Here is a 22,703-nt window from a genome sequence, read left to right as displayed (position 1 = left end):
TAAGTATAGACAATTTGGCATTTTTTATCGACGTTTTTGCATTATAGTCTATGAAAATTGCTGTTTGGTGCAAAATAGAGCCTCATTCTTTCCCCTTTCCGATGACGTTGTGTCCGACAGATAAGCGGCCTGGTTTCAAGCGCTTGGAAGCAGCCTGCAGGGCGCTTGGAAGCAGACTGCCAAGCGATAAGAGGCAAATTGCTGCTTATCAGGAAGATACGAGGCGATTACAGACCCATTTGCCTTTTCACGCTCACCGTTCCGGCATTCATCGGCCGGGTGGGAATATCGGCGTGGCAACACACTGTGGAGGAAGCCCAGCCTGGGACGATGGGAACGGATAAGCTTGTTATGCCGTCTTTATTCCCGATTTCTTACAGAATCGTGTCGTAGCTTTGTCCTGAACAGAAAAAGGAACAGCAGTATGCGAAAGCGGTTTAACATTCATTGTATGGCAGCGGTCCTGGCGATACTGGCAGGCACGTTGGCGGCACGGGCGCAGCGGCCCGATTTTACCTCATGGCTCAATCTGGGCGCGGAATACGAACTGAAGCGTTCGGGTTTCACTCTGGAAAGCGGGATGGAGTGGCGCACGGAAGACCATTTCCGGCAAACCGACCGTGTGGGGGTTAGCGTGGACGGTGCCTACGAGGTGTGCCCCTGGTTAGAGGTGGGCACGGGCTACGAACTGCATGTACGCAACCTCGACGGAGACGACTGGGGGGTGCGTCACCGCTATCGCTTGCAGGCCACATTCTCTGTCCGCGTGGCCCGGAGGTGGAAACTATCGCTGCGTGAGCGTTTCCAACATACGCTCGATGCCCGCGACGACGATGAACTGCGCCTGCGTTCGCGCCTTAAACTTGCCTATGACATCCCCCACAGCGGTATAGAACCTTATGCATCGGTGGAGATGTACAACGGTCTGGCACGCGGCGAACACTTCCGCCAGACGCGCATGCGCTATCGCGGCGGGGCCGAATTTCCCATTGTCGGCCGCTGGGAAGGCGAATTGTTTTACCTCTATCAGGACGAGCGGGGTAAGAGGAAGCATGTGCTGGGTGTGGGCTGTGTGTATAAGTTCTGACTATAGTCTTTGCAAGTCTTCCTCGGCCGCATGCTTTCCCTGGTATGCCTTGCCCGCAAGGCGGAAACGGTAGCTTACCGTCAGCAGGAAGCAGCGGGAGTCGGGGCGCAATACCTTGCTGTATGTCAGGCGCGAGCCAAACAGTTGTATGTTCATCCGGCGGGAATTCCACAGGTCGCTGCCCTGCAGCGCGACCGACAGCCGTCCGTCTAACCACGAGCGGCGTACCGACACGTCCATGCCCCACATCCGGTCGTTGCGCGCTGTGCCCTGGTCGCCTCGGCTTTGAATATCGGCATCCAGTGAGACCATCCAGCCGTGGGGAAGCACCCAGTTGTTGCGCCACACGGCATAGACAGAAGCGTGGTTCATCCGTCGTGTCTCTCCTCCGTTCTGTATGGTGAGAAATGGTTGTGTGAAGAAAGCTCCTATCGTAGGTTCCCAGCATCCTGTCTTAGGGGAGAAGAACAGGGAAGCGCTGAGTTGTTCTATGCGCGGGTAATTGGCTGAGGAAAACAGCACCACCTCCGGGTCATCGGAATAGTCGCGCGACTGGAAACTGATGGCATTCGTCCGTCGCTGGTAGCTTATGCTGCCCTGTATCCATTTCCATAGCAGCATCAGTTGGAGGTCGTGCCTTGTTTCGGGTTGCAGCAAGGGGTTACCACCTTCGTAGACATAGCGGTTGTTGTAGTTCACAGAGGTGCGCAGGTTGGAGAAACTGGGTCGCCGTGTTTTGGCGGTGTAACTCAGGCTGGCCTGTGCCGTGCCCATGGGGAAGTCTACGGAGAGCGTGGGTAGCCAGTCGTTGTAGGTCCGGCTCTGTTCGGGTATGAACACTTCCTGTTCGTAGTAGCGCGACCGGGCATGTTCATAGCGCAGTCCGGCGGTAACATTTATTTTTCCCAAGCTGAGAGCATATTGGGCAAAGGCGGCGGCTTTTTGCTCGTCAATGCGGCTGTCGGTAGAAGGAAGCAGATCCTGCAAGTTGATAAAGCGGTCGCGGCGACGGATGAAGTTGTATTCGCTACCGGCTTTCAGGGTACCTGTTCCCAGCGGATGGCTCAGGATGAGCTTGATGGCATACAACCGGTTGCGCGAGCGGTTGTAGCTGTTGATGTCACGCTCCGTGTCGTTGTCTGATGTTTCGTGAGCCTGCTGGTTGTCGTGCTTGCTTCCTGCCAGGACGTCGGCAGTCAGGTCGATGTGCCACTTGCCCGCATTGCCTTGGTAGTAAGCGTTCAGTTGGTGGGCGTTGTCCTGCTGCCGGTTCTCCGAAGTCTGTACGGTGTTTTCGTCAAGGTTGCCGTTGGCCGACTGCGTGCCATAGCGCGAGTGGGTCTGCATCCGGAAGTTGGGGGTTCGGCTGTATTGGTACGATGCTCCTAAGCTATGTCGTTCGTTCAGAGTATAATCCACGCTGGTTTGCATTCCTTCCAAGCGTCCCCGTATCTGGAAGTCGGATGTATTCCTTACATCGTGTAGCGTTTGCCAGTCGTTGCCGACAGGGGCGATGAGATAGCGCGTATCCTGGCTGCGCCGTTCCTGATACCGGTTGCTGTATGCCGAAGCCTGTATGGACAATCCACCGTGCTGGTAATGTACCCCGGCCTGTTCCATGTGTCCCGGTCGTCGGCGTTGTTGGAAAGCGAAGCGCAGGTAGCCTCCCCATCCATCCGTCTGTTTGCGGACGGTGCGGATGCGGATGACGGCTTTCACCTCGGCATCATACTCGGGTCCGGGCTGGGTGATAAGTTCTACTTTGTCTATATCAGCGGCGGCTAAGCGTTGCAGTTCTTCTGTGTTCTGTACTTTCCGGTTGTCGATATAGATAAGGGGCGTGCCCTTGCCGAAGACCGTAAAGCTTCCGTCTGCCGAGCCGCGCACGCCGGGGAGACGTGCCAGTACATCCGCAGCATGGTCGAACCGTGCCAGCAGGCTGTGTCGTACGTCGGTCTCCAGTGTCCCGCCTTCTTTCAACCGGTATGACGGGCGGCGGGCCGTGACACCGGCTTCCTGCAAGGTGTAGGAGGCGGGTGGAAGGATGCAGACGACTGCTGTTATCCCGTCTGAGGAGAGGAGTTGTGTTTCATAACCGATGCACGACACCTGTAGCAGGTAGCGTCCGGGGGGTGTGCCAGGCAGCGTGAACGTGCCGTCGGCACGGCTGCAGGTTCCTTGCAGATAGGTGGAGTCGGCAGCCGACAGCAAGGCGATGTTGGCGAGCTCGACGGGCGAGCCGTCGGTATCCTTTATTTGTCCGTACAAGGAATATCTGTCCGTGTCAGTCTGTGTCTGGGCAGAGAGCCGGTTTGTTGCAATCAAGCACAAAAGGCAAAGGAGAAGTAAGTTTCTTTTCATTGTTTTCGCGTTGTTGGGTTAATGGCGCGAAAATAGCCTTCCTCTCCTGTCAGGGGGCAAACAAAAGGCCGACATTTGCCTGACAAATATCTGACAATGGCTTGAGGAGTGGAATCAGGTGGTCCTGAACGATTGGAATTCCTATTTCGGAAGCAGATTCGTAAGCGCTTAACAGCAAATTGCCAAATGCTTGGAAACGACTTTCCGCGGGCTTGGAAGCAACCTGCTGATAGCTTAGAAGCAACGGGTTGTCGGACAGCACGTTACGACAGGACGACTGTGCCCGGCCTGGAAGAGCAGGTAGAAGGCTCGGATTTTCTTTTTTACTCGTTCAATTCCAGTATGTAAGCCCGTCCGCGGTCGGAGGCAATGCGCAGGTTGCTGTGGGTTTCCACGATGGGTTTGAGCCGTCGGATAAGGGTGTATAGGGTTTCATCGGCGTTGTCCTTACCCGGCCAGAGTGAGCGGCAGATGTGTGGTTTGGTCAGCCGGTGGTCTTCAGTAAGATAAAACATCTCCATCAGCGCATACTGCATGGGGGTGAGGTGTAGACGCTCGTGCTGCTCGTCGTAAAAGCAATCGTCGCGTTGGGAGAGTGAGAGGTTGCCGAAGGTGATGAGCTTGTCATCTTCCGGCGTTTCGGCGGTAAGTCCGGCAGGCCGTTTGCGCAGGCGGAGGATGTAGCCCAGGCAGAGCAGGGAAGCTGCGAGGAGACAGACGGCCGTTGTCTGGTCGGACTGTGTGAGTATGAACCACGGTGTGCAGCGTGCATATCCCCGGAAAGTCAGCACAGCTCCGTCAGTCCCGGGTGCCATCCACAGCACCGTATCGCTTGCTAAGCAGCCGGCCGGTACAGGCGGACAACTGTCCTCGGAGAGGCAGATGCTCAGCACGGCCCGCTTGCGCAGGGCTTCCAGCGTGAGTGCCTGTACAAAGGCAGGGGTAGCGCTGCTCACGGTAACGGGCGTTCCCATTGTGAGGTTCAGTTGCTTGTAGGCAAGCACGGTGTCGGAATGCTGGGTCAGTTCGCGCTCTTGCAGCACGATGCGTCTCACGGCCTGGTTCAAGTCGGCAGTAATGAGATGTTCGGTCTTCGTATAGCTGCGATAACCAAAGCCAGAGGCAAGGATGATGAGCAGCAGGGGAATCAGCAGGCTTTTATGTGGATTCATTTCTCTTTGCGGAATATAGATTGTGGGGGCAAAGATACGGAATAAGTCTGCGTTTTGTACATGTCTGTTGTTTTTTTTCTCTGCTCAGAAGCAGATTCCCAGTGCCAATGACCAGCTATGCATCAGTCTGTGGTGTTTCACGGCGGGTTGCCTGCCTTCCACTGTGATGTACCGTATGCTTTCGTATGGGTCGAAATTGGAGCAGGTATAACCTGCCGACAGCAGCAGGTTTTCGCTTATTTGTGCGGTAACTGCGATATGGGCGTGGGCGAACAGCCACCGCGCGCCGCGGTTTTTCACGCGTTCGCTGCGGATGGCTGTCCACACGCCTTCTTGGTTAGGGAAATAATCGATTTGCAAGGTGTGGTTGGCCGGCAGTGGGAGGGTGGCTCCCGGTGAGAGAACCAGTCCGAGGCCAAAATCCTTGTCGCGTCCCAGCCACCAGGTCGGGCTTCTCCATCTGAAGGAGGGACGTAAGGCGAAGAAACGTGTATAATCGTCCATCGAATAGGTCTGCCAGCGCCAGTGCCGGTCTGCTGTCGTACCGCCGAACGAGATTCCCTCCGGGCTGCCGGCCATCCACAGTCCCAGTGTCAGGCCGGTATGGCGGGAAAGTCGGTACGTAACCGATGGCTCTACTTCCCACAGTCCATAGTTGTCCAGTGCACCAGCCAGTTCTATTTCCCACTTCGGGCGTTGCTCTCTGTCCGGTTCCTGTCCCTGTGCCGGAAGGATGTTCCATAATAAAAACACTGTCAGCCATATATAGCCATGCCTGTGGCAATACATGTTCTTCTGCATACTTCTTGGGTTAGTCAGGTTTATAGTCAAAAAGAAAAAGGGCATCAGGATATATCGCAGTCGCCTGTGAATTCTTCATCCGGCTCCAGCTCAATGGGGACGATGGGCGTACTCCATTTATACATCTTCTCCGTGATGAAATCCACCAGAAAGCCGGGCCAGAAGAATAGGTTCCACAGCGTGTGTCCGTTGAAGCTTGTCTCCAGCATGAAGGTGGTGGGCATGCAGCCGGTGTGGTGGGCTACCAGTATGCGGTCTTCCCTCCGTTTGCGGATTTGGACCGTGGCGGTTTGTCCGTCTTTCACTTCAGCCACTTTGACGTTGGTGGTCGCGTCATAAATTTTAGTACCGTTGGGCGCCTGGAAGGTTATCGTTTGTTTCGTTCCCGAAAATATCGTGCAGCACGAAGACAGCAACAGCAGATAGCTTCCAATCATAAATAATGCTTGTTTCATACACTGATAATCTGTTTTGGTTTTTGTTTTCGGGGGCAAAGTTACGGGCATTTGTCCTTTCTGCCATGAGTACATGATGTACATTGGATGGATGTAAGTGCTTGATTAACAGTGCTTGAATGGATGTTCGCGATGTACATCCGTAAAATTGGGGAACAAGATGGCGGCTGTCGGCAGGTTCTGGTTCAGAATCGGGCTATGAATTCGTCAAAAGTTTCATCGGTTATCTGCAGCTTTTCTTTCAGCCTCATTTTTCGTCGCGAGATGCTTCCTTTGGCAATGTGATAGATGGCAGCCAGCAGCGAAAGCGAGAGCTGCATCTTGACCAGGCAGCAGAATCGCAGGTCGTCTTCGGTCAGTTGGGGGCAGTGGCGGCGCAGGCGTTCGGTGAACCGGTCGAAGCAGGCATCGGTGTTGCGTACCACGGTGGTCCAGTCTTCTTCTGCCAGGTGCAGGCTGCCTAAGGCGTTCTGTCGGCTTTCCAAGATGGGTATGGTAATGGCGTTGAGGCTTTTGTAATAATCCAGCTTGCGTTGCACGGTTTCTAATTCCTGCCGTTTGCGTGTCTCCTGTTCTCTGGCCAGTGCGGTTTCGGTTTCTTTCCTCCGGAGTTCTGCCTGCATGGTTTGCAGCCGTTCCTTCTGCAGGCGGCGTTCTGTCCGGACCTGGCGGCGTTTGGTCCGGATATACAAGATGGTCATGCCGAATAGGAGCGCCAAAGCTGTCGACAACAACTGGTAGACTGTCAGTTTCTCCCGGTCGCGCTCCTGTTCGGCTTTATCGGCCCGCTGGCGCTGCAAGTGATATTCGTAAGCGATGTTCACCTTTTCCTTTATCTCTTCGCGCCGGTCGTTTTCTATGGAGTCGCGCAGGGCTACATGCCGCTTCATGTATTCCAGAGCCTGTGCCAGGTGTCCCCGCTGTTCGTCCAAGCGTGCCAGGTCGCGGCTGAGTCTTGCCTGTTCGCGCAGGGTCAGTCCGCTGGTGTCCGGACTCAGGTAATGTGCGGCCGAGTCCGTTTTTCCCAGCAGCAGAAAGGCTTCTGCCATCAGCCGGTGCCGGGATGGCTGGGCAGGGGCCTGTTGCAGGCAGGCCAGTGCGCTGTCCGGTTTGCCTTCTGTCAGATACAGGCGTGCCAGTGCCTCCCATACCTCTTCTGCTTCGGGGGTCGAGGCAAGGGCCTGTTGCAGGCATAGTTTGGCAGCAACCAGGTCTTTCCGTCTCATCAGCTGTCGGGCTTTCTCATAGCGGGCTTTGGCTTGTAGCGTGTCGTTATGCAGGTGGCAAGCTATGCTCCAGGCGTTGTCTAAGCAGGAATCGGCAGTCCGGTCGGGCGATTTGTAGTGATGGATGCGTCCCAGTTCCAGGTTGATGTAGAAGAGCATCAGGCTGTCTTGTCCGGCCAGCCGGGCAGCCTGGCGGTAGCAGTCGGCGGCACGCAGCAGGTAGAAATCGCGGTGCAGGGCCTGGCCTTGCCTGAAGTAGGCTTCGGCAGTGCCGGTCCGGTCTGTTTCCTGTCCGCAGGCTGCGGCGAGAAGCACGAGGAACAGACCAAGAAGCTGTTTGATTCTGCTGACCATCGGAGTTAAGCGAAGGAATATATATAATGTGCGGGCAAAGATACAATAAAAACTGAAAGGCTCCACATTTTCTGCATCAAATGTGTGCCCTATTTCTTCCTGATTCTTAGGCACTACCGTTTTCAATGGCTGCATAGCGCTTCGGAGGCTGCTTCCTGTACCGTTGCAGTCGGCTTCCGGGCGCTTCGGAGTTTGCTTCATAGCGCGATGAAGTTTTTGCTTCCTATAGAGGGAGAATGACTGTTGGCGACGGCTCGCCCTTGAAGTCGTGCGCGACAGCCAGGGCAGGCTGCTGTTCTGTCACCTCAAACCACTGAAAGGCTAAAAGCAGCGGGGCACTGCTTGTTTTGTTCCTCATATATTCGTATCTTTGCCCGACGAACCAATTAACAGAGGAATTTATGGAAACAACCCGGCAAAACAGAATAGCCCGTCTCCTGCAAAAGGAGTTGAGTGACATCTTCCAGAAGCAGACACAGGCCATGCACGGGGTGCTGGTGTCGGTAAGTGCCGTGCGCATCAGCCCCGACCTGAGCATCGCACGAGTTTACCTCAGCATCTTCCCCTCGGACAAGGCCGATGACCTGCTGAAGAACATCAGTGCCAATGCACGCTCTGTGCGCTATGAACTGGGAACCCGTGTGCGCCACCAGTTGCGTATCATCCCCGAACTGAAGTTCTTCATCGATGATTCGCTGGATTATGTGGAGCACATCGACGAACTGCTGAAGAAAAGCAGCGAAGAGTGATAGAAGAATTACGAATCCACTCCCGTGCCTCTCTCTTTCTATATCGCCCGCCGCTATCTCTTCGCTCCGAAGAAACACCGCGCGGTCAACGTCATTTCCGCCCTGTCTGCCTGCGGGGTGGCGTTGGCTACGCTGGCTTTGGTGTGTACGCTGTCTGTGTTCAATGGCTTTCAGGAAATGGTGGCAGGCTTCTTTACGGCTTTTGATCCCGAACTGAAGATTACTGTGCGCGAAGGAAAGACATTCTGCCCGTCCGACTCCTGCCTTCAAGCTGTACGCCGCCTGCCCGAAGTGGATGTATGGAGCGAAACGCTGGAAGACAATGCGCTGGTGAAGTACAAAGACCGGCAAACTGTGGCCGTGGTCAAAGGGGTGGACGGTTGCTACGAACAGTTGGCATCCATCGACAGTCTGTTGTTTGGAGCCGGTGAGTTTATCTTGCAGGATTCTGTGGCCGACTATGTGGTGCCTGGTGTAGAACTGATGTCTTCTTTAGGTTGCGGCATCGGCTTCATACAGCCGCTGGAAGTATATGTTCCTCGGCAAGGCATGCGCATCAACCCGGCAAACCCGGCGCTGGGGCTGCGCAAGGGATACCTGCACAGCAGCGGGCTTATCTTCATTGTCAATCAACAGAAATACGACGCACACTATCTGCTTACCTCGCTCGATTTTGCCCGGCGGCTTTTCGGGCAGGAGGGACAGGTCTCTGCCATCGAACTGCGTTTAGTGCCCGGAGCCGATGTCCGCTCCGTGCAGCGTCGCATTGCCGGTCTCATTGGTCCGCGTTTCCGTGTCGAGAACCGCTATGAGCAGCAAGCCGACGTGTTCCGCATCATGGAAATAGAAAAGCTCATTTCCTATCTCTTCCTTACTTTTATCCTGGTGGTTGCTTGCTTCAACCTGGTAGGTTCGCTCTCGATGCTTATCCTGGAAAAGCGCGACAATGTTCAGACGCTGCGCAACCTTGGGGCAGACGAAAGGCTTGTTCGCCGTATATTCCTGTATGAAGGGGGACTGATTGCCGTGTTCGGGGCGCTGGCAGGCATTGCAGGAGGGCTGCTGCTGTGTTGGGCACAACAACAGTTCGGTTTTCTTAGCTTGGGCAGTTCGGGCGAGTTCGTGACGGATGCCTATCCCGTGAGCATACACCCGGCCGATGTCTTGCTGGTGTTCGTCACGGTGGTGGCGGTAAGCTGGCTTTCGGTGTGGTGGCCCGTCAGATACTTGAGCAGGAAACTGCTGTAAGCGCAATCCTCTTGTGTAGGTGGAAGAACAGTTCCGTGTCTTGCTTCAGGTAGTCTTCTGCCGACCGTTCCCGGAAGCTGCAGGGTAGGTTTCAGTCTTTTTTCCTGATTAATGTCAGTCCGTCGCGTAGGGGAAGGATGACTTTCTCCACCCGCTGGTCCTGTGCCACGAGGTCGTTGAAATGCCGGATGCCGATGGTTTGTAAGTCGGACGGGCGGGGATGCTCCTCCAGCACGTGACCGTCCCATAGGGTATTGTCGGCAATGATGTAGCCACCGGGACGCAGCCACTGGAGGGAAATTTCGTAATATTCCACATACTTGCGCTTGTCTGCGTCGATATATACTAAGTCGAAAGTCTGCTGCAAACGGGGCACCTCATTCAATGCGTCACCGATGCGGAAGTCAATGCAGGCAGCGTATGGCGAATTGTCGAACCACGGCCGGGTAAATTCTTCCTGCTCGTCATTTATCTCGTAAGTCAGGATGCGGCCTCCTTCGGGCAATCCCTCGGCCATGCAGAGGGCGGAATAACCGCTGTAAGTACCTATTTCCAATACCCGTTGCGGGCGGATCATCTGCACCAGCATCTTGAGCAGGCGGCCCTGCAAGTGACCGGAAGCCATACGCGGATAGAGCAGCTTGAGGTGTGTATCGCGGTAGAGAGCGTGCAGGTAAGGCGGCTCCGGGTCGATGTGCGAAAGAATGTAGTCGTCGGTAAGCATCGTTTTAGGGAAGAAGGAAGAATGGCCGCTGCGCGGCAGAGTGAAGAATTAATAATGAGCGTTGAAGAATGAAGAACTGCCGGATAAGCGGAATCGAACCTTTCATTTCGCTTCACGGCGGCCGTTCTTCATTCTTTCTTTATTTAGAGGTATCGGTTGCTATTGGGCAGCACACATTCGTCGGCATTCTTCAGCACATCTTCCACCACGTTGATTTCGAGGAAAGAAGTCTGTGTGCCGGCCTTTCCGCTGCTCAGGTAGCCAACCATGTCCGTAGGTTGCAGTTTGCCGTCGTTCAGCAGGCGTCGCAGGGCAGCGAAGTAATACTCCTGTCCGTTGGCCAGTTCGGGCATGTAGATAGCCTCGACGCCGTAGGACAAAGCCAAGTGCCGCATGGTTTTCTCCTTGTAGCAGATAGCCAGCACGGGGTACTTGCCGCGGAAGGCAGCCAGGTTGCGGGCCGTGCGTCCGCTGTAGCTGTCGGTGATGATGGCGCGTATCTTCAGTTTGGTAGTAGCTTTGACGGCTTGTTTGGCCAGGAACGCAGTAACGTCGTTGCTGTTTTCGTCCAAGGGGATGTGTATGTCGTTATCGGGCAGTTTGTCTTTCTCGGCCTGTGCGGCAATCTTGGTCATGGTTTTTACAGCCTCCACGGGATATTTGCCATAAGCCGTCTCGCCGCTGAGCATGAGGGCATCGGTGCGGTAGTAGATGGCGTTGGCGATGTCTGTCACCTCGGCACGGGTGGGGCGCGGGTTGCTAATCATCGTGTGCAGCATCTGTGTGGCTACGATGACAGGCTTCTTGGCCAGGATACATTTGCGTATCAGTATGCGCTGTATGCCGGGGATGCGTTCTTGTGGCACCTCAATGCCCAAGTCGCCGCGTGCAATCATCACGCCGTCTGCTACCTCGAGGATTTCGTCGATATTGTCCACTCCTTCCTGGTTTTCAATTTTGGCGATGATTTTGATGTCGCTGTTCTGAGCGTCGAGAATCTCGCGGATGTCGAGCACGTCCTGCTTGTTGCGCACGAAAGAGTGGGCTATGAAATCAATGTCCTTGCGGATGGCATAGTCGATGTTGCGCCGGTCGCGTTCGGTGAGCGACGGCAGGTTGATGCGCACGCCGGGCACGTTGACACTTTTGCGGCTACCCAAGGTGGCTTCGTTCTGTACTTCACAGACGAGGGCGTCGGCTGTCTTCTCCACAACGAGCAATTCCAGGTCGCCGTCATCAATCAGGATGCGTCCTCCCGTATGGACGTCACGCACGAAGTCGGGATAGCTTACGGCGATGCAATCGCGGGTTGTTTCGCGGTTGGGGTCTCCCGTCAGCCGCACACGGTCGCCCGTATGGAAGTCGATGGGTTCTGCCAGCAGGGTAGTGCGCACCTCGGGGCCTTTGGTATCCATGAGGATGGCAATGCGGTTGGACACAGCACGCACGTTGCCGATGAGCTTGTCCAGTCCGTCGAAATCCAGGTGTGCGGTGTTGAGGCGGACGACATTCATGCCCGCTTCAAACAGTTGGCGTATGAAATCCACCTCACAGCGCTTGTCGGAGATGGTAGCTACAATCTTGGTTTGTTTCAATAACATAGTCTTTTTACCTTATTATATTAATATTATCCTGTCTCATTTATGCTTGCCTTTGCCGAAGAACCAGCCAAGGTTCAGACCCGTGTCCCACACTATGTTGGCTCGGTCGGACAAGTGGGGCATCTCGTCCATCTTCTTTCCGGTGAGGCAAACGGCATTGGTATAAATACCCACGATGAAGCGGCGTCCTATGCGGTAGTTAACCTGCAGGTTGCCTCCCGCCCCCAGATGCCATCGTCGGCCGAAAGTTTTCAGCGTTTCGCCTCCTTCGCGGTCGCGGTAGTGGGTGCGTGCTCCCACAGCTGCCAGCAGGGGAGACAACTCAAGCGACCAGCGGCTATAGCGTGTGCGCGGGAAGAATCCCAGTACATTGACGTTGAGCTGCAAACCATAGCGTTGCAGGGCGGCATCGCTTTGCAGGTGGTCATAAGCCCATCCGTCCATGCCGGATTGGGGGGCTTCGTAAGGACGGCCGTCGTCGCCCAGCCAGAGCCCGCGGTAGTCATCGAGGGCCGTCATGTGTACCTTGCCCCACATGGCCTGTGCTTCGAGTGAAAGCACGGGGTTGAAGCGGTATCCCCCATAAAGCACAGCCGTCCAGCCGAAGCGGGTCTGGTCGGCGCCGAAACTGGTGGAGGTGTTGCTGAACCCGAAGGGAAATCCTCCCAGCACGCCGCCATACCATCCCTCTACGTCTTCGGCATCCAAGGTGCGGCCCTGTGCGGCGGCAGTGGGTGGAAGGAGGGTGGCAAACAGCAACAGCAGTCCTGCCAATGCGGGAAAAATAGTTTTTCGTTTTGTTACAGCATACATAGTTATAGGTTATTTGGGATTAATCAGGCACGGACATACAGGATGTCGGAGCATTTCATCTTTACAGCAACCCTTCGAGCGCAAGGCGGTACGAGTCCAGTCCGAAACCGCAGACCACCCCCCGGCAGGCACCGGCTATCATTGATACGTGGCGGAAAGCTTCCCGGGCATGTACGTTGCTGATATGTACCTCGACCACGGGAGCGGGCACGGCGCGGATGGCATCTTGCAGGGCGATGGACGTATGGGTGTAAGCGCCGGCGTTGAGGATGATGCCATCGTAGTCAAAGCCCACTTCGTGAATCCGGTTGATAAGTTCGCCCTCGATGTTGGACTGGAAGAAGTCTATCTGCGCCCGTTCCTTATAGGTCTCGCGCAGGACGGCCAAGAAACCGTCGAAAGACTCCGAGCCGTAAACACCCGGTTCGCGGCGGCCCAGAAGGTTCAGGTTGGGACCGTTAATGATTTGTATTTTCTTCATATTATCCTGTATATTTGCACTATCTTTGCATGAGGCAAGATGCGGACAGCCAGGCGGGAATAGGTATTCGCGGCATTCGCCTGCCCTGCTCTTTGCCGTGCAAAGATACGCAAAAAGATAGGAATATGGAAAAGAAAACGTCAAATAAGGATAAACAAGCGTTGATTATCAAGGAATACGTCCAATGGCTCAAGCTGGAAAAGTCGCTCTCGGCCAATACGGTCGAGGCCTACCAGCAGGATTTGCAGAAACTGCTGGACTTCTTGCGTTCGGAGGAAAAAAACTTTCTGGATGTGACCCTCAACGACCTGCAGGCCTTCAGCGCAGGTCTGCACGACATCGGCATCCATCCGCGTTCGCAGGCACGCATCCTTTCGGGCGTCAAGTCGTTCTTCCGCTTCCTGGTGATGGCAGACTATCTGGAGGCCGACCCGGCAGAGCTGCTCGAAGGCCCCAAGATAGGGCTGCACCTGCCCGACGTGCTGACGGTGGAAGAAATCGACCGCATCATCGCTGCCGTCGACATGGACAAACCCGAAGGGCAGCGCAACCGGGCCATCATCGAAACACTCTACAGCTGCGGGCTGCGTGTGAGCGAACTGTGCGGGTTGCGCCTCAGCGACCTTTACTTCGGCGAAGGCTTCATCCGCGTGGAGGGCAAGGGAAGCAAGCAGCGCTTAGTGCCCATCTCGTCCCGTGCCATCCGGGAAATCAACTACTGGCTCACCGACCGTTGCCACGGACGCATCAAACCGGGCAACGAAGACTACGTGTTCCTGGCGCGCTGGGGCAACCGCATCTCGCGCATCATGGTGTTTCACCTTGTCAAGGAACTTGCCGACCGGGCAGGCATCACCAAGAACATCAGCCCCCATACCTTCCGGCATTCCTTTGCCACTCACCTGCTGGAAGGTGGAGCCAACCTGCGGGCCATCCAAGCCATGCTGGGGCATGAATCTATTACCACTACCGAAATCTATACGCATATCGACCGCCAGATGCTGCGCGAGGAAATCATCACCCATCACCCGCGTAACATCCGCTATGCCGAAAACCACTGATACGCGTCCTGCCCGCAGGACGCGCATCGGTCGCTATACTTCTTTAAAACGTACTGATAGACAGAAGGTTGCTTCTTATATATAACAGACCTGCTGCTTATCGCTTGGGAAGCCGCTGCTTATACCTGGGAAATCGGCTTCTTCTGCTTAGGAAGTTGCCTTGTAACGGGAGGGCAGGTCGTGGCAAGCCTTGCCTTCCCGGTTGTCTGCGCTGTCACGGCAGGTTGGAACTCAGCTCCCGGATGTCGAAATTATTTGTCAAAAAGGCAGGACGGTTTGTCATATTCGACACTTCTCCGGTAAGAATCGGCACCCCGTAGGGCAGGGCAGGCGAATCCGCTCTGCCTGATGCCTGAATATGACATATATCAGCTTGTAAATCAATGGTCTGTATGTTTTTGGCGAAATGCCTTTTCCCTGTCGGTCGTTTGCTGTCAATGTGGCGGGTGATATACGTGTGTTAAATTTCAATAAAAGATAGACCTTTCTTCGAACAACTGTCCTTCAAGTCGGTATATTTGTAAGAGGCATATTGAAAGAATATGGAAACAAACGAACAACCGTAAATAATAATAACCTTTAAAAACTGTAACAGCAATGAGAATGAAATTATGTGTGCCCTTTTTAGGGGCCTTGATGCTTGCAGTGCTGAGTGCCTGCAGCAGCAAAATGGGTGAACTGTCATCCGACTACTTCACCGTGACGCCTCAGGTGCTTGAAGCCGATGCCGGTAAAGTGCCTGCCACCATCAACGGTAAGTTCCCCGAAAAGTACTTCAACAAGAAAGCCATCGTGGAAGTTACTCCCGTGCTGCGTTGGGACGGCGGCGAGGCACGTGGCGAAGCAACCACTTTCCAGGGAGAGAAAGTGCAGGGCAACGACCAGACCATCTCTTACAAGATGGGCGGTAACTACACATTGCGCACTTCGTTTGATTATGTGCCCGAAATGGCCAAGTCCGAACTCTATCTGGAGTTTAAGGCTACGGTAGGCAAGAAGACGGTGGAAATCCCCGCCGTGAAAGTGGCCGACGGCGTTATCTCGACTTCCGAGATGGTGGAACAGACGCTTGAAAGCGCTACACCTGCTACGGGTAACGATGCCTTCCAGCGCGTCATCAAGGAAAAACGCGATGCCAATATCATGTTCCTCATCCAGCAGGCCAACATCCGCGCCAGCGAACTGAAGAACGCCAAGAACTTCACGGCAGAAGCCAAGGATATCAACGAATCGGCGAACAAGAAGATTACCGACATCGAAATCTCTGCTTATGCTTCGCCTGATGGTGGACTGGATTTGAACACCGGTCTGGCCGAGAAGCGCCGCGACAATACCGAAAAGGCGCTGGGCAGAGAGCTGAAGAAAGCCGACATCACTGCCCCCGTCGATGCACAATATACGGCTGAAGACTGGGAAGGATTCCAGGAACTTGTCTCCAAGTCGGATATTCAAGACAAGGAACTCATCTTGCGCGTCCTCTCCATGTATAGCGACCCCGAACAGCGTGAGCAGGAAATCAAGAACATCTCCGCTGTCTACAAGACGCTGGCCGACGAGATCCTGCCGCAACTGCGTCGTTCACGCCTGACGCTGAACTATGAAATCATTGGCAAGTCTGACGAGGAAATCAGCAAGCTGGCCAAAGAAAACGCTTCCGAACTGAACCTGGAAGAGTTGCTCTATGCCGCCACGCTGACCAATGACCAGAATGAGAAAATGAACATCTACCAGTCGGCTGTCAAGCTTTATCCCGAAGATTGCCGCGCCTACAACAATATCGGTAAGATTTACTACCAGCAAGGCAACATGGACAAAGCAGAGTCTTACTACAAGCAATCGCTGCAACACAAGGAATCGCCCGAAGCCAACATGAACCTGGGTCTTATTTCTTTGAAGAAAGGCGATGTGGCTGCTGCTGAGACTTACCTGGGTAAGGCTGCCGGTGCCGAAGGACTGAACGAGGCCATGGGTAACCTTTACATCGCTCAAGGCAAGTACGACCAGGCTGTAGCTTCTTTCGGCGAAACGAAGACCAACAGCGCCGCTCTGGCACAAATCCTTGCCAAGAACTACAACAAGGCACGCACGACGCTGGACGGCATCCAGACACCCGATGCTTATACGGATTATCTGAAGGCCGTGCTCGCCGCACGCACCAACAATCCGTCGGCAGTTACCGCCAGCCTGAAGAAAGCTGTGTCTGCCAACCCGTCGCTGGCCAAGAAAGCTGCCGTCGACCTGGAGTTTGCCAAGTATTTCACTAACGCAGACTTTATGAGCATCGTGCAGTAATATTCGTCGGATTCCATAGCGAATTTACAATTAAATAGCCAAGCCCGCAGGTGGGCGGTGAGTCTCTTGCCGCCCGCCCGATGGGCTTGGCTTTTGTTATCTATGTGCCTCCTGTCATACCTTGTCCGGCACCTGCACACATCCCATCGGACAATAAACGTGATAAACTATTAAAGTTGCTTGCATAAACTTGTTTTTCTCAGGCGAAGTCGCTAAATTCGACTCACATTTCAATGTAGAAATACACAGTAACTTTAATTCCTTACCTTTAAAACCTTTAGCAACATGGAACAAACACTCTTCTGGCTGGTTCCGGCCTCTTCTGTCCTTGCTTTGCTCTTTGCCTGGTATTTCCACCGGCAGATGCTGCAGGAAAGTGAAGGCACCCCCCAAATGATGAAAATTGCCGCCGCCGTGCGCAAGGGGGCTATGTCTTATCTGAAACAACAGTACAAAATTGTGGGTATCGTGTTCGTGTGTCTGGCCGTCATGTTCGCCATCATGGCCTACGGCTTCCACGTGCAAAACGCCTGGGTGCCTGTCGCCTTCCTGACGGGAGGCTTCTTCTCGGGCCTTTCGGGCTATCTCGGCATGAAGACCGCTACCTACGCTTCGGCCCGCACGGCCAATGCGGCCCGCAAGTCGCTTAATTCGGGGCTGCGCATTGCCTTCCGCAGCGGTGCGGTGATGGGGCTTGTAGTCGTGGGGCTCGGCCTGCTCGATATATCTTTCTGGTATCTGCTGCTGAACGCCGTTATCCCGGCAGATGCCATCACTCCTACGCAAAAACTCTGTGTCATTACCACTACCATGCTTACCTTCGGCATGGGAGCCTCCACGCAGGCACTCTTTGCCCGTGTGGGAGGAGGCATCTATACCAAAGCGGCCGACGTGGGTGCCGACCTGGTAGGCAAGGTCGAAGCCGGTATTCCTGAAGACGACCCGCGCAATCCCGCCACTATTGCCGACAACGTAGGCGACAACGTGGGCGACGTGGCAGGCATGGGTGCCGACCTCTACGAGAGTTATTGCGGCTCCATACTGGCAACTGCTGCCCTGGGCGCTGCGGCGTTTCTGCATAGCGACGACACGGTGATGCAGTTTAAAGCCGTCATTGCCCCCATGTTGATTGCCGCCGTAGGTATCCTCCTGTCGCTTATCGGCATCTTTGCCGTGCGTACCAAAGAAAATGCGCAGATGAAAGACTTGCTGGGCGCCCTCTCGCTGGGTACCAACCTCAGCTCTGTGCTCATTGTAGCTGCTACCTTTCTTATATTGTGGCTGCTCGGCATCGACAACTGGATGTGGATTTCCTGCTCCGTCGTGGTGGGTCTGCTGGTCGGAGTAGTTATCGGCCGCTCCACGGAATATTACACTTCGCAGTCCTATAAGCCGACCAAACGCTTGAGCGAAAGTGGCAAAACGGGTCCCGCCACCGTTATCATCTCAGGCATCGGACTGGGCATGCTCTCTACTGCCATTCCGGTCATTGCCGTGGTGGTGGGTATCATAGCCTCCTACCTTTTTGCGTCGGGGTTCGACTTCAACAACGTAGCCATGGGCCTCTACGGTATCGGCATTGCTTCGGTGGGCATGCTGTCTACCCTGGGCATTACGCTGGCCACCGATGCTTACGGGCCTATCGCTGACAATGCGGGCGGAAATGCCGAGATGTCGCGCTTGGGCGAAGAAGTACGCCGCCGCACGGATGCGCTCGACTCACTGGGCAATACCACCGCTGCCACGGGCAAGGGCTTTGCCATCGGCTCTGCCGCACTGACCGGGCTGTCGCTTCTGGCTTCGTACATCGAGGAAATACGCATCGGACTGGACCGCCTGGGCACTACCGTGTTGCAGATTGGCAGTGAACAGATTCCGCTGCAAGACGCCACATTCTTCGACTTTATGCGCTACTACGACGTGACGCTGATGAACCCGCGTGTGCTGTCGGGCATGTTCATCGGCTCCATGATGGCTTTCCTGTTCTGCGGACTGACCATGAACGCCGTGGGACGCGCCGCTGCCCGCATGGTAGCAGAGGTACGCCGCCAATTCCGTGAAATCAAAGGTATTCTGGAAGGACGCGCCGAACCGGACTATGAACGTTGTGTGGCTATCTCCACCAAGGGCGCCCAGCGCGAGATGGTGCTGCCGTCGCTGTTGGCCATCATTGCTCCCGTGGGCACGGGGCTTATCTTCGGTATCTCCGGCGTGATGGGTCTGCTTATCGGTGGACTGAGCACGGGCTTCGTACTGGCCATCTTCATGGCAAATGCAGGAGGCGCGTGGGACAATGCCAAGAAGTATGTAGAAGAAGGCAACTTCGGCGGCAAGGGAAGTGAAGTGCACAAGGCCACCGTGGTGGGTGACACCGTAGGCGACCCCTTCAAAGATACTTCCGGCCCCAGCCTGAACATTCTGGTAAAGCTGATGAGCATGGTTGCCATTGTCATGGCGGGACTTACCGTGGCATGGAGCCTGTTCTGATGCAGTAGCCTTTTCCCCGGTTGCGGGGGCGTAAATAACACAGAGGCACAGAGTCTTTTCCCGCTATGCTCCTTTCGGTGGCAGGTGGCGGCAACAAAAGACGCTGTGCCTTTGTGTTTAGTAGGCAGCAACGGAGAGAGACAGCCGTTTGTCCTTTGTACGCGGAGTGCCCTTGGGCTTGCCGGTTTCCCGGTGCAGGAGACACGGCTTACGGTCCTTCTTTCTTATATATATGTAGCGTGCTGCCAATCTATGGGAAGCCGGGTCGTTATATATTAGCCGGAAAAGCCTCAAAGGTCACTGTTTTTGGAGACGGCGTTATTAAAATAGGTATGAACTTCGATTTCCTTTTCTTTCCAATACGACAAAATTCAGTTATTTTAGATGCGGTAGGAACTAAAACGGTCTTTTACCCCTTTCTGAACCCCTTTTATAGCGGTTAAACAGTGAACAAGAGTTAAAATTAAGTCAATATTACAAATTTATTTCATTTGGGTAAAAAATCTTTTGAATTCTTTTACTATATTTGTGGCAATCTATTATCAATTTGTTAAGCTAAAGTTATCTATTATGCTAAAAGAGCTTAAATCTATCAGCGCCTTGCTCCTTTGCTGCGCCATTTATGGTGGAACGGTGCAGGCATCGCCTGGTGAAAGACTAAGTATGAGAGCCGAACAGCAGCAGGACGGCGCTTGTACAGGTGTAGTAAAGGATGCCACAGGATTGTCAATTATCGGTGCATCCGTAGTAGTTAAAGGTACAACCAATGGTGCCATCACGGACATTGACGGTAACTTCCGCATTCCCAATGTCAAGCAGGGAGACGTCATCCAAATCACCTATGTGGGTTACAAGCCCGTTGAGGTGAAATGGGACGGTACGCCGCTGAACATTGTCATGCATGAAGATACGGAACTGTTGGACGAGGTGGTAGTAGTAGGTTACGGCGTCCAGAAGAAAGTGAACGTGACGGGTGCCGTTTCTATGGTTGAATCAGACGTGTTGGAATCTCGTCCTGTCGCCAATGTGTCCCAAGCCTTGCAGGGCCAGATTCCGGGTTTGAACCTGAGTGTAGGTACCGGTGGTGGTTCGCTGGATGGCACGATGAGCATCAATATCCGTGGTGCAGGTACCATCAGTACGGGTTCCAGCGCTTCCCCGTTGGTGTTGATTGACGGTCTGGAAGGCGACATGAACTCTCTGAATCCCGATGATATTGAGAACATCTCCGTTTTGAAAGACGCTTCTTCTTCGTCTATTTACGGTGCCCGTGCTGCTTTCGGTGTGATTTTGATTACCACCAAGAGCGGTCAAAGCGGTAAGCCGAAAGTCAACTATTCGGGTAACGTCCGTTTCAATGACCCAATCGGTCTTCCGACCGTGTCCAACTCGTATGATTTTGCTACGGCGTTCAACCAGGCAAAAATCAACGATGGCGCAGGTATTATGTTCAATGAGGAATATATGCAGCGCATCCAGGATTTCATGGCCGGCAGAATTACAGCCACAACCATTCCGAACGGAACCAACTGGGCGAAGTGGAACGAAGGCTCCAACGACAATATTAACTGGATTGATGAATTCTACGGCCGCTGGGCTCCTTCGCACGAACACAATATCAGTGTGAGCGGCGGTAATGAAAAAATGCAGTATTATTTCAGCGGCAGCTTCTTGAATCAGAACGGTCTGATCCGTCACGGTGAGGATACCCAGAACCGTTATACCTTGAACGGTAAGATGACGGCCCAGATGGCAGACTGGATCAAGTTTACTTACTCTACGAAGTGGACACGTACTGACTTCGAACGTCCTACTTATCTGCAGGGTTCTTTCTTCCACAACGTAGCACGTGAATGGCCTATCCATGCTGCTTACGACCCCAATGGCTATCCGATGAATGAAAGCGGCATCCAGCAGATGGAGGATGGTGGTATTACGCGTCGTCAGACCGATATTTATACCAACCAGCTGGCTATTGTCATCGAGCCCATTAAGGACTGGCACATCAACCTGGAAGGTAGCATCCGTACGAATACACAGTACACGCATGCAGAAACTCTGCCGGTCTACTATTGGGACATAAACGGCAATCCGGTGGAAATGTCATGGCTGGTGGGCGGTGGCGGCCTTCCCGCAGGCGATAGCCGTGTGGAAGAATATACATACCGCGAGAATTATTATGCTACTAACCTCTATACGGACTATTCCAAGACATTTGATAACGGACATTACTTCAAGGTGTTACTCGGTTTCAATGCAGAAAAGTACACTACACGCCAGATAGATGCTACACGTGACGGCCTTATTACTCCGAACGTGCCTACCATCAATACCGCTACAGGTGCCTATTGGGCTGCCGGTGAATATCAGCACTATGCGGTAGCCGGTTTCTTTGGTCGTGTCAACTACGCTTACGAAGATCGCTATATGGCTGAGGTTAACCTCCGCTACGACGGTTCTTCCCGTTTCGTGGGTGACAAGCGCTGGGGACTCTTCCCGTCGTTCTCTGCCGGTTGGAACATCGCCCGTGAACCGTTCTTTGAGGATTTGGCTCAGAAGACCAGCATCACTACTTTGAAACTGAGAGGTTCTTGGGGTGAGCTGGGTAATACTGCCACCAACAGCTGGTATCCGTTCTATCTGACCATGCCTACCGGCAACAATTACGGTTGGTTTGTAAACGGACAGGCTCTCTCTTATGCTAATATGCCCGGTCTGGTCAGCTCTTCACTGACGTGGGAAACCATCCAGTCGTGGGACCTCGGTCTTGATTTCGGCTTGCTGAACGGTCGCTTGAATGGTAGCATCGGCTACTTCGTCCGCAAGACTCTTGACATGGTAGGTCCTGCTCCTGAACTGTCCAGCCTGCTGGGTACCGGCGTGCCGAGCGTGAATAACTGCGACTTGAAGTCTTATGGTTTTGAATTTGAATTGGGGTGGCGCGATGATATCGGTGATTTCTCGTATGGCGTTAAGTTCAACCTGTCTGACGCACAGCAGGAAGTAACCAGCTATCCGAATCCCTCTAAGAGCATAGGAAGCACTTATTATGATGGCATGAAGCTGGGTGAAATCTGGGGTTATACCACCATCGGCATTGCACAGAGCGATGAAGAGATGGCTAACCACTTGGCCAATGCCAACCAGGATGCCTTTGGTAGCAACTGGGGAGCTGGTGATATTATGTATGCCGACCTTAACGGTGATGGTCGTGTCAATTCGGGTGCCAATACTGTGGACGATCCGGGTGACCGCCGTATCATTGGTAATAGCACACCGCGTTTCAACTATGGTGTGACATTGGATGCCGCATGGAAAGGCTTTGACCTCCGCGTATTCTTCCAAGGTGTGGGCAAACGCGATTTGTGGACTACGGGTACTTATTTCTGGGGCCCGGATGGCGGTAATGAATGGCAGTCCAGCATGTTTGACGAAGCTCTGGATTACTGGACTCCGGAAAACACTGATGCATACCTCCCGCGTCCTTCATTTACCAGCCGTAACAAGCAAGTACAGACCGGTTATCTGCAGAATGGTGCTTATTGCCGTCTGAAGAACTTGACAGTGGGTTATACTTTCCCGAAGGTATGGACACAGAAGGCAGGCATCGAGCGTCTCCGTCTCTATTTCTCTGCCGACAACCTGCTGACGTTCACTTCTCTGAGCAATGCGTTCGACCCGGAATCTAATGGTGATGCCTATAACAACAGCAGCAGCAACTTTGTTGGTAAGGTATATCCCTTGCAGCGTGTGCTTTCCGTGGGTGTAAACATTAACTTCTAAATTCAGCT

General features: G+C 53.9%; 17 protein-coding genes. 7 read left to right on the top strand and 10 right to left on the bottom strand.

Annotated features, from left to right (window positions below):
• Window positions 1–451: 451 nt before the first annotated feature.
• Entirely contained in the window at window positions 452–1,087 is a 636-nt protein-coding gene (locus B5F34_RS00940; RefSeq protein WP_239448722.1) for a DUF2490 domain-containing protein, read from the top strand.
• Here B5F34_RS00940 and B5F34_RS00935 read toward each other — a convergent pair whose 3' ends face one another.
• The 6 genes from B5F34_RS00935 to B5F34_RS18035 form a co-directional block, all read right to left on the bottom strand.
• Window positions 1,088–3,448, bottom strand: coding sequence for a TonB dependent receptor (locus B5F34_RS00935; RefSeq protein WP_087334086.1), 2,361 nt, complete (start codon window positions 3,446–3,448; stop codon window positions 1,088–1,090).
• A 323-nt stretch (window positions 3,449–3,771) separates the two neighbouring features.
• Window positions 3,772–4,620 carry a helix-turn-helix domain-containing protein gene (locus B5F34_RS00930; protein ID WP_087334084.1) on the bottom strand — a complete coding sequence of 283 codons (849 nt, stop codon included), beginning with the start codon at window positions 4,618–4,620 and terminating at the stop codon, window positions 3,772–3,774.
• Window positions 4,621–4,704: 84 nt separating this feature from the next.
• Window positions 4,705–5,421: a hypothetical protein gene (locus B5F34_RS00925; RefSeq protein WP_140392925.1), complete on the bottom strand. Its 717-nt coding sequence runs from the start codon at window positions 5,419–5,421 to the stop codon at window positions 4,705–4,707.
• Window positions 5,422–5,465: 44 nt separating this feature from the next.
• On the bottom strand, window positions 5,466–5,876 hold the full coding sequence (locus tag B5F34_RS00920; RefSeq protein WP_087334281.1) for a hypothetical protein: 411 nt from the start codon (window positions 5,874–5,876) through the stop codon (window positions 5,466–5,468).
• Window positions 5,877–6,061: 185 nt separating this feature from the next.
• On the bottom strand, window positions 6,062–7,657 hold the full coding sequence (locus tag B5F34_RS00915) for a tetratricopeptide repeat protein (RefSeq protein WP_087334080.1): 1,596 nt from the start codon (window positions 7,655–7,657) through the stop codon (window positions 6,062–6,064).
• A gap of 22 nt (window positions 7,658–7,679) precedes the next feature.
• Window positions 7,680–7,814 (bottom strand): hypothetical protein, encoded by a 135-nt coding sequence (locus tag B5F34_RS18035; protein WP_255376939.1) that lies wholly within the window; start codon window positions 7,812–7,814, stop codon window positions 7,680–7,682.
• A 43-nt stretch (window positions 7,815–7,857) separates the two neighbouring features.
• On the opposite strand from B5F34_RS18035, the gene rbfA reads away from it, so the two are divergent.
• Both rbfA and B5F34_RS00905 read left to right on the top strand, forming a co-directional pair.
• Window positions 7,858–8,205: a 30S ribosome-binding factor RbfA gene (rbfA, locus tag B5F34_RS00910; protein ID WP_087334078.1), complete on the top strand. Its 348-nt coding sequence runs from the start codon at window positions 7,858–7,860 to the stop codon at window positions 8,203–8,205.
• 24 nt (window positions 8,206–8,229) lie between these two features.
• Window positions 8,230–9,453: an FtsX-like permease family protein gene (locus B5F34_RS00905; protein WP_087334076.1), complete on the top strand. Its 1,224-nt coding sequence runs from the start codon at window positions 8,230–8,232 to the stop codon at window positions 9,451–9,453.
• A 91-nt stretch (window positions 9,454–9,544) separates the two neighbouring features.
• On the opposite strand, the gene B5F34_RS00900 is transcribed toward B5F34_RS00905, so the two are convergent.
• The 4 genes from B5F34_RS00900 to aroQ all read right to left on the bottom strand — a co-directional run bounded on the left by B5F34_RS00900 (window position 9,545) and on the right by aroQ (window position 13,072).
• A complete protein-coding gene (locus tag B5F34_RS00900; protein WP_087334074.1) occupies window positions 9,545–10,177 on the bottom strand; it encodes a class I SAM-dependent methyltransferase in 633 nt (210 codons plus the stop codon).
• Between the two features lie 143 nt (window positions 10,178–10,320).
• On the bottom strand, window positions 10,321–11,778 hold the full coding sequence (gene pyk / locus B5F34_RS00895; protein ID WP_087334072.1) for a pyruvate kinase: 1,458 nt from the start codon (window positions 11,776–11,778) through the stop codon (window positions 10,321–10,323).
• A gap of 36 nt (window positions 11,779–11,814) precedes the next feature.
• Window positions 11,815–12,591 carry a porin family protein gene (locus B5F34_RS00890; RefSeq protein ID WP_140392924.1) on the bottom strand — a complete coding sequence of 259 codons (777 nt, stop codon included), beginning with the start codon at window positions 12,589–12,591 and terminating at the stop codon, window positions 11,815–11,817.
• 61 nt (window positions 12,592–12,652) lie between these two features.
• Window positions 12,653–13,072 carry a type II 3-dehydroquinate dehydratase gene (aroQ, locus tag B5F34_RS00885; protein ID WP_087334068.1) on the bottom strand — a complete coding sequence of 140 codons (420 nt, stop codon included), beginning with the start codon at window positions 13,070–13,072 and terminating at the stop codon, window positions 12,653–12,655.
• Window positions 13,073–13,197: 125 nt separating this feature from the next.
• Here aroQ and xerD point away from each other — a divergent pair, with 125 nt between their 5' ends.
• From xerD to B5F34_RS00865, 4 genes are all read left to right on the top strand, one after another.
• Complete coding sequence (gene xerD, locus B5F34_RS00880; protein WP_087334066.1) at window positions 13,198–14,133, top strand: site-specific tyrosine recombinase XerD; 936 nt, start codon at window positions 13,198–13,200, stop codon at window positions 14,131–14,133.
• 597 nt (window positions 14,134–14,730) lie between these two features.
• Window positions 14,731–16,425 carry a tetratricopeptide repeat protein gene (locus B5F34_RS00875; protein ID WP_087334064.1) on the top strand — a complete coding sequence of 565 codons (1,695 nt, stop codon included), beginning with the start codon at window positions 14,731–14,733 and terminating at the stop codon, window positions 16,423–16,425.
• A 285-nt stretch (window positions 16,426–16,710) separates the two neighbouring features.
• Entirely contained in the window at window positions 16,711–18,912 is a 2,202-nt protein-coding gene (locus B5F34_RS00870; protein WP_087334061.1) for a sodium-translocating pyrophosphatase, read from the top strand.
• 663 nt (window positions 18,913–19,575) lie between these two features.
• Window positions 19,576–22,695 (top strand): TonB-dependent receptor, encoded by a 3,120-nt coding sequence (locus B5F34_RS00865; RefSeq protein ID WP_239448738.1) that lies wholly within the window; start codon window positions 19,576–19,578, stop codon window positions 22,693–22,695.
• The last annotated feature ends 8 nt before the right edge of the window (window positions 22,696–22,703 follow it).

The sequence above is a fragment of the Mediterranea sp. An20 genome, from assembly GCF_002160055.1.
Taxonomy (GTDB): Bacteria; Bacteroidota; Bacteroidia; order Bacteroidales; family Bacteroidaceae; genus Bacteroides; species Bacteroides avicola.
This window is presented reverse-complemented; position numbering and strand designations above follow the sequence as displayed.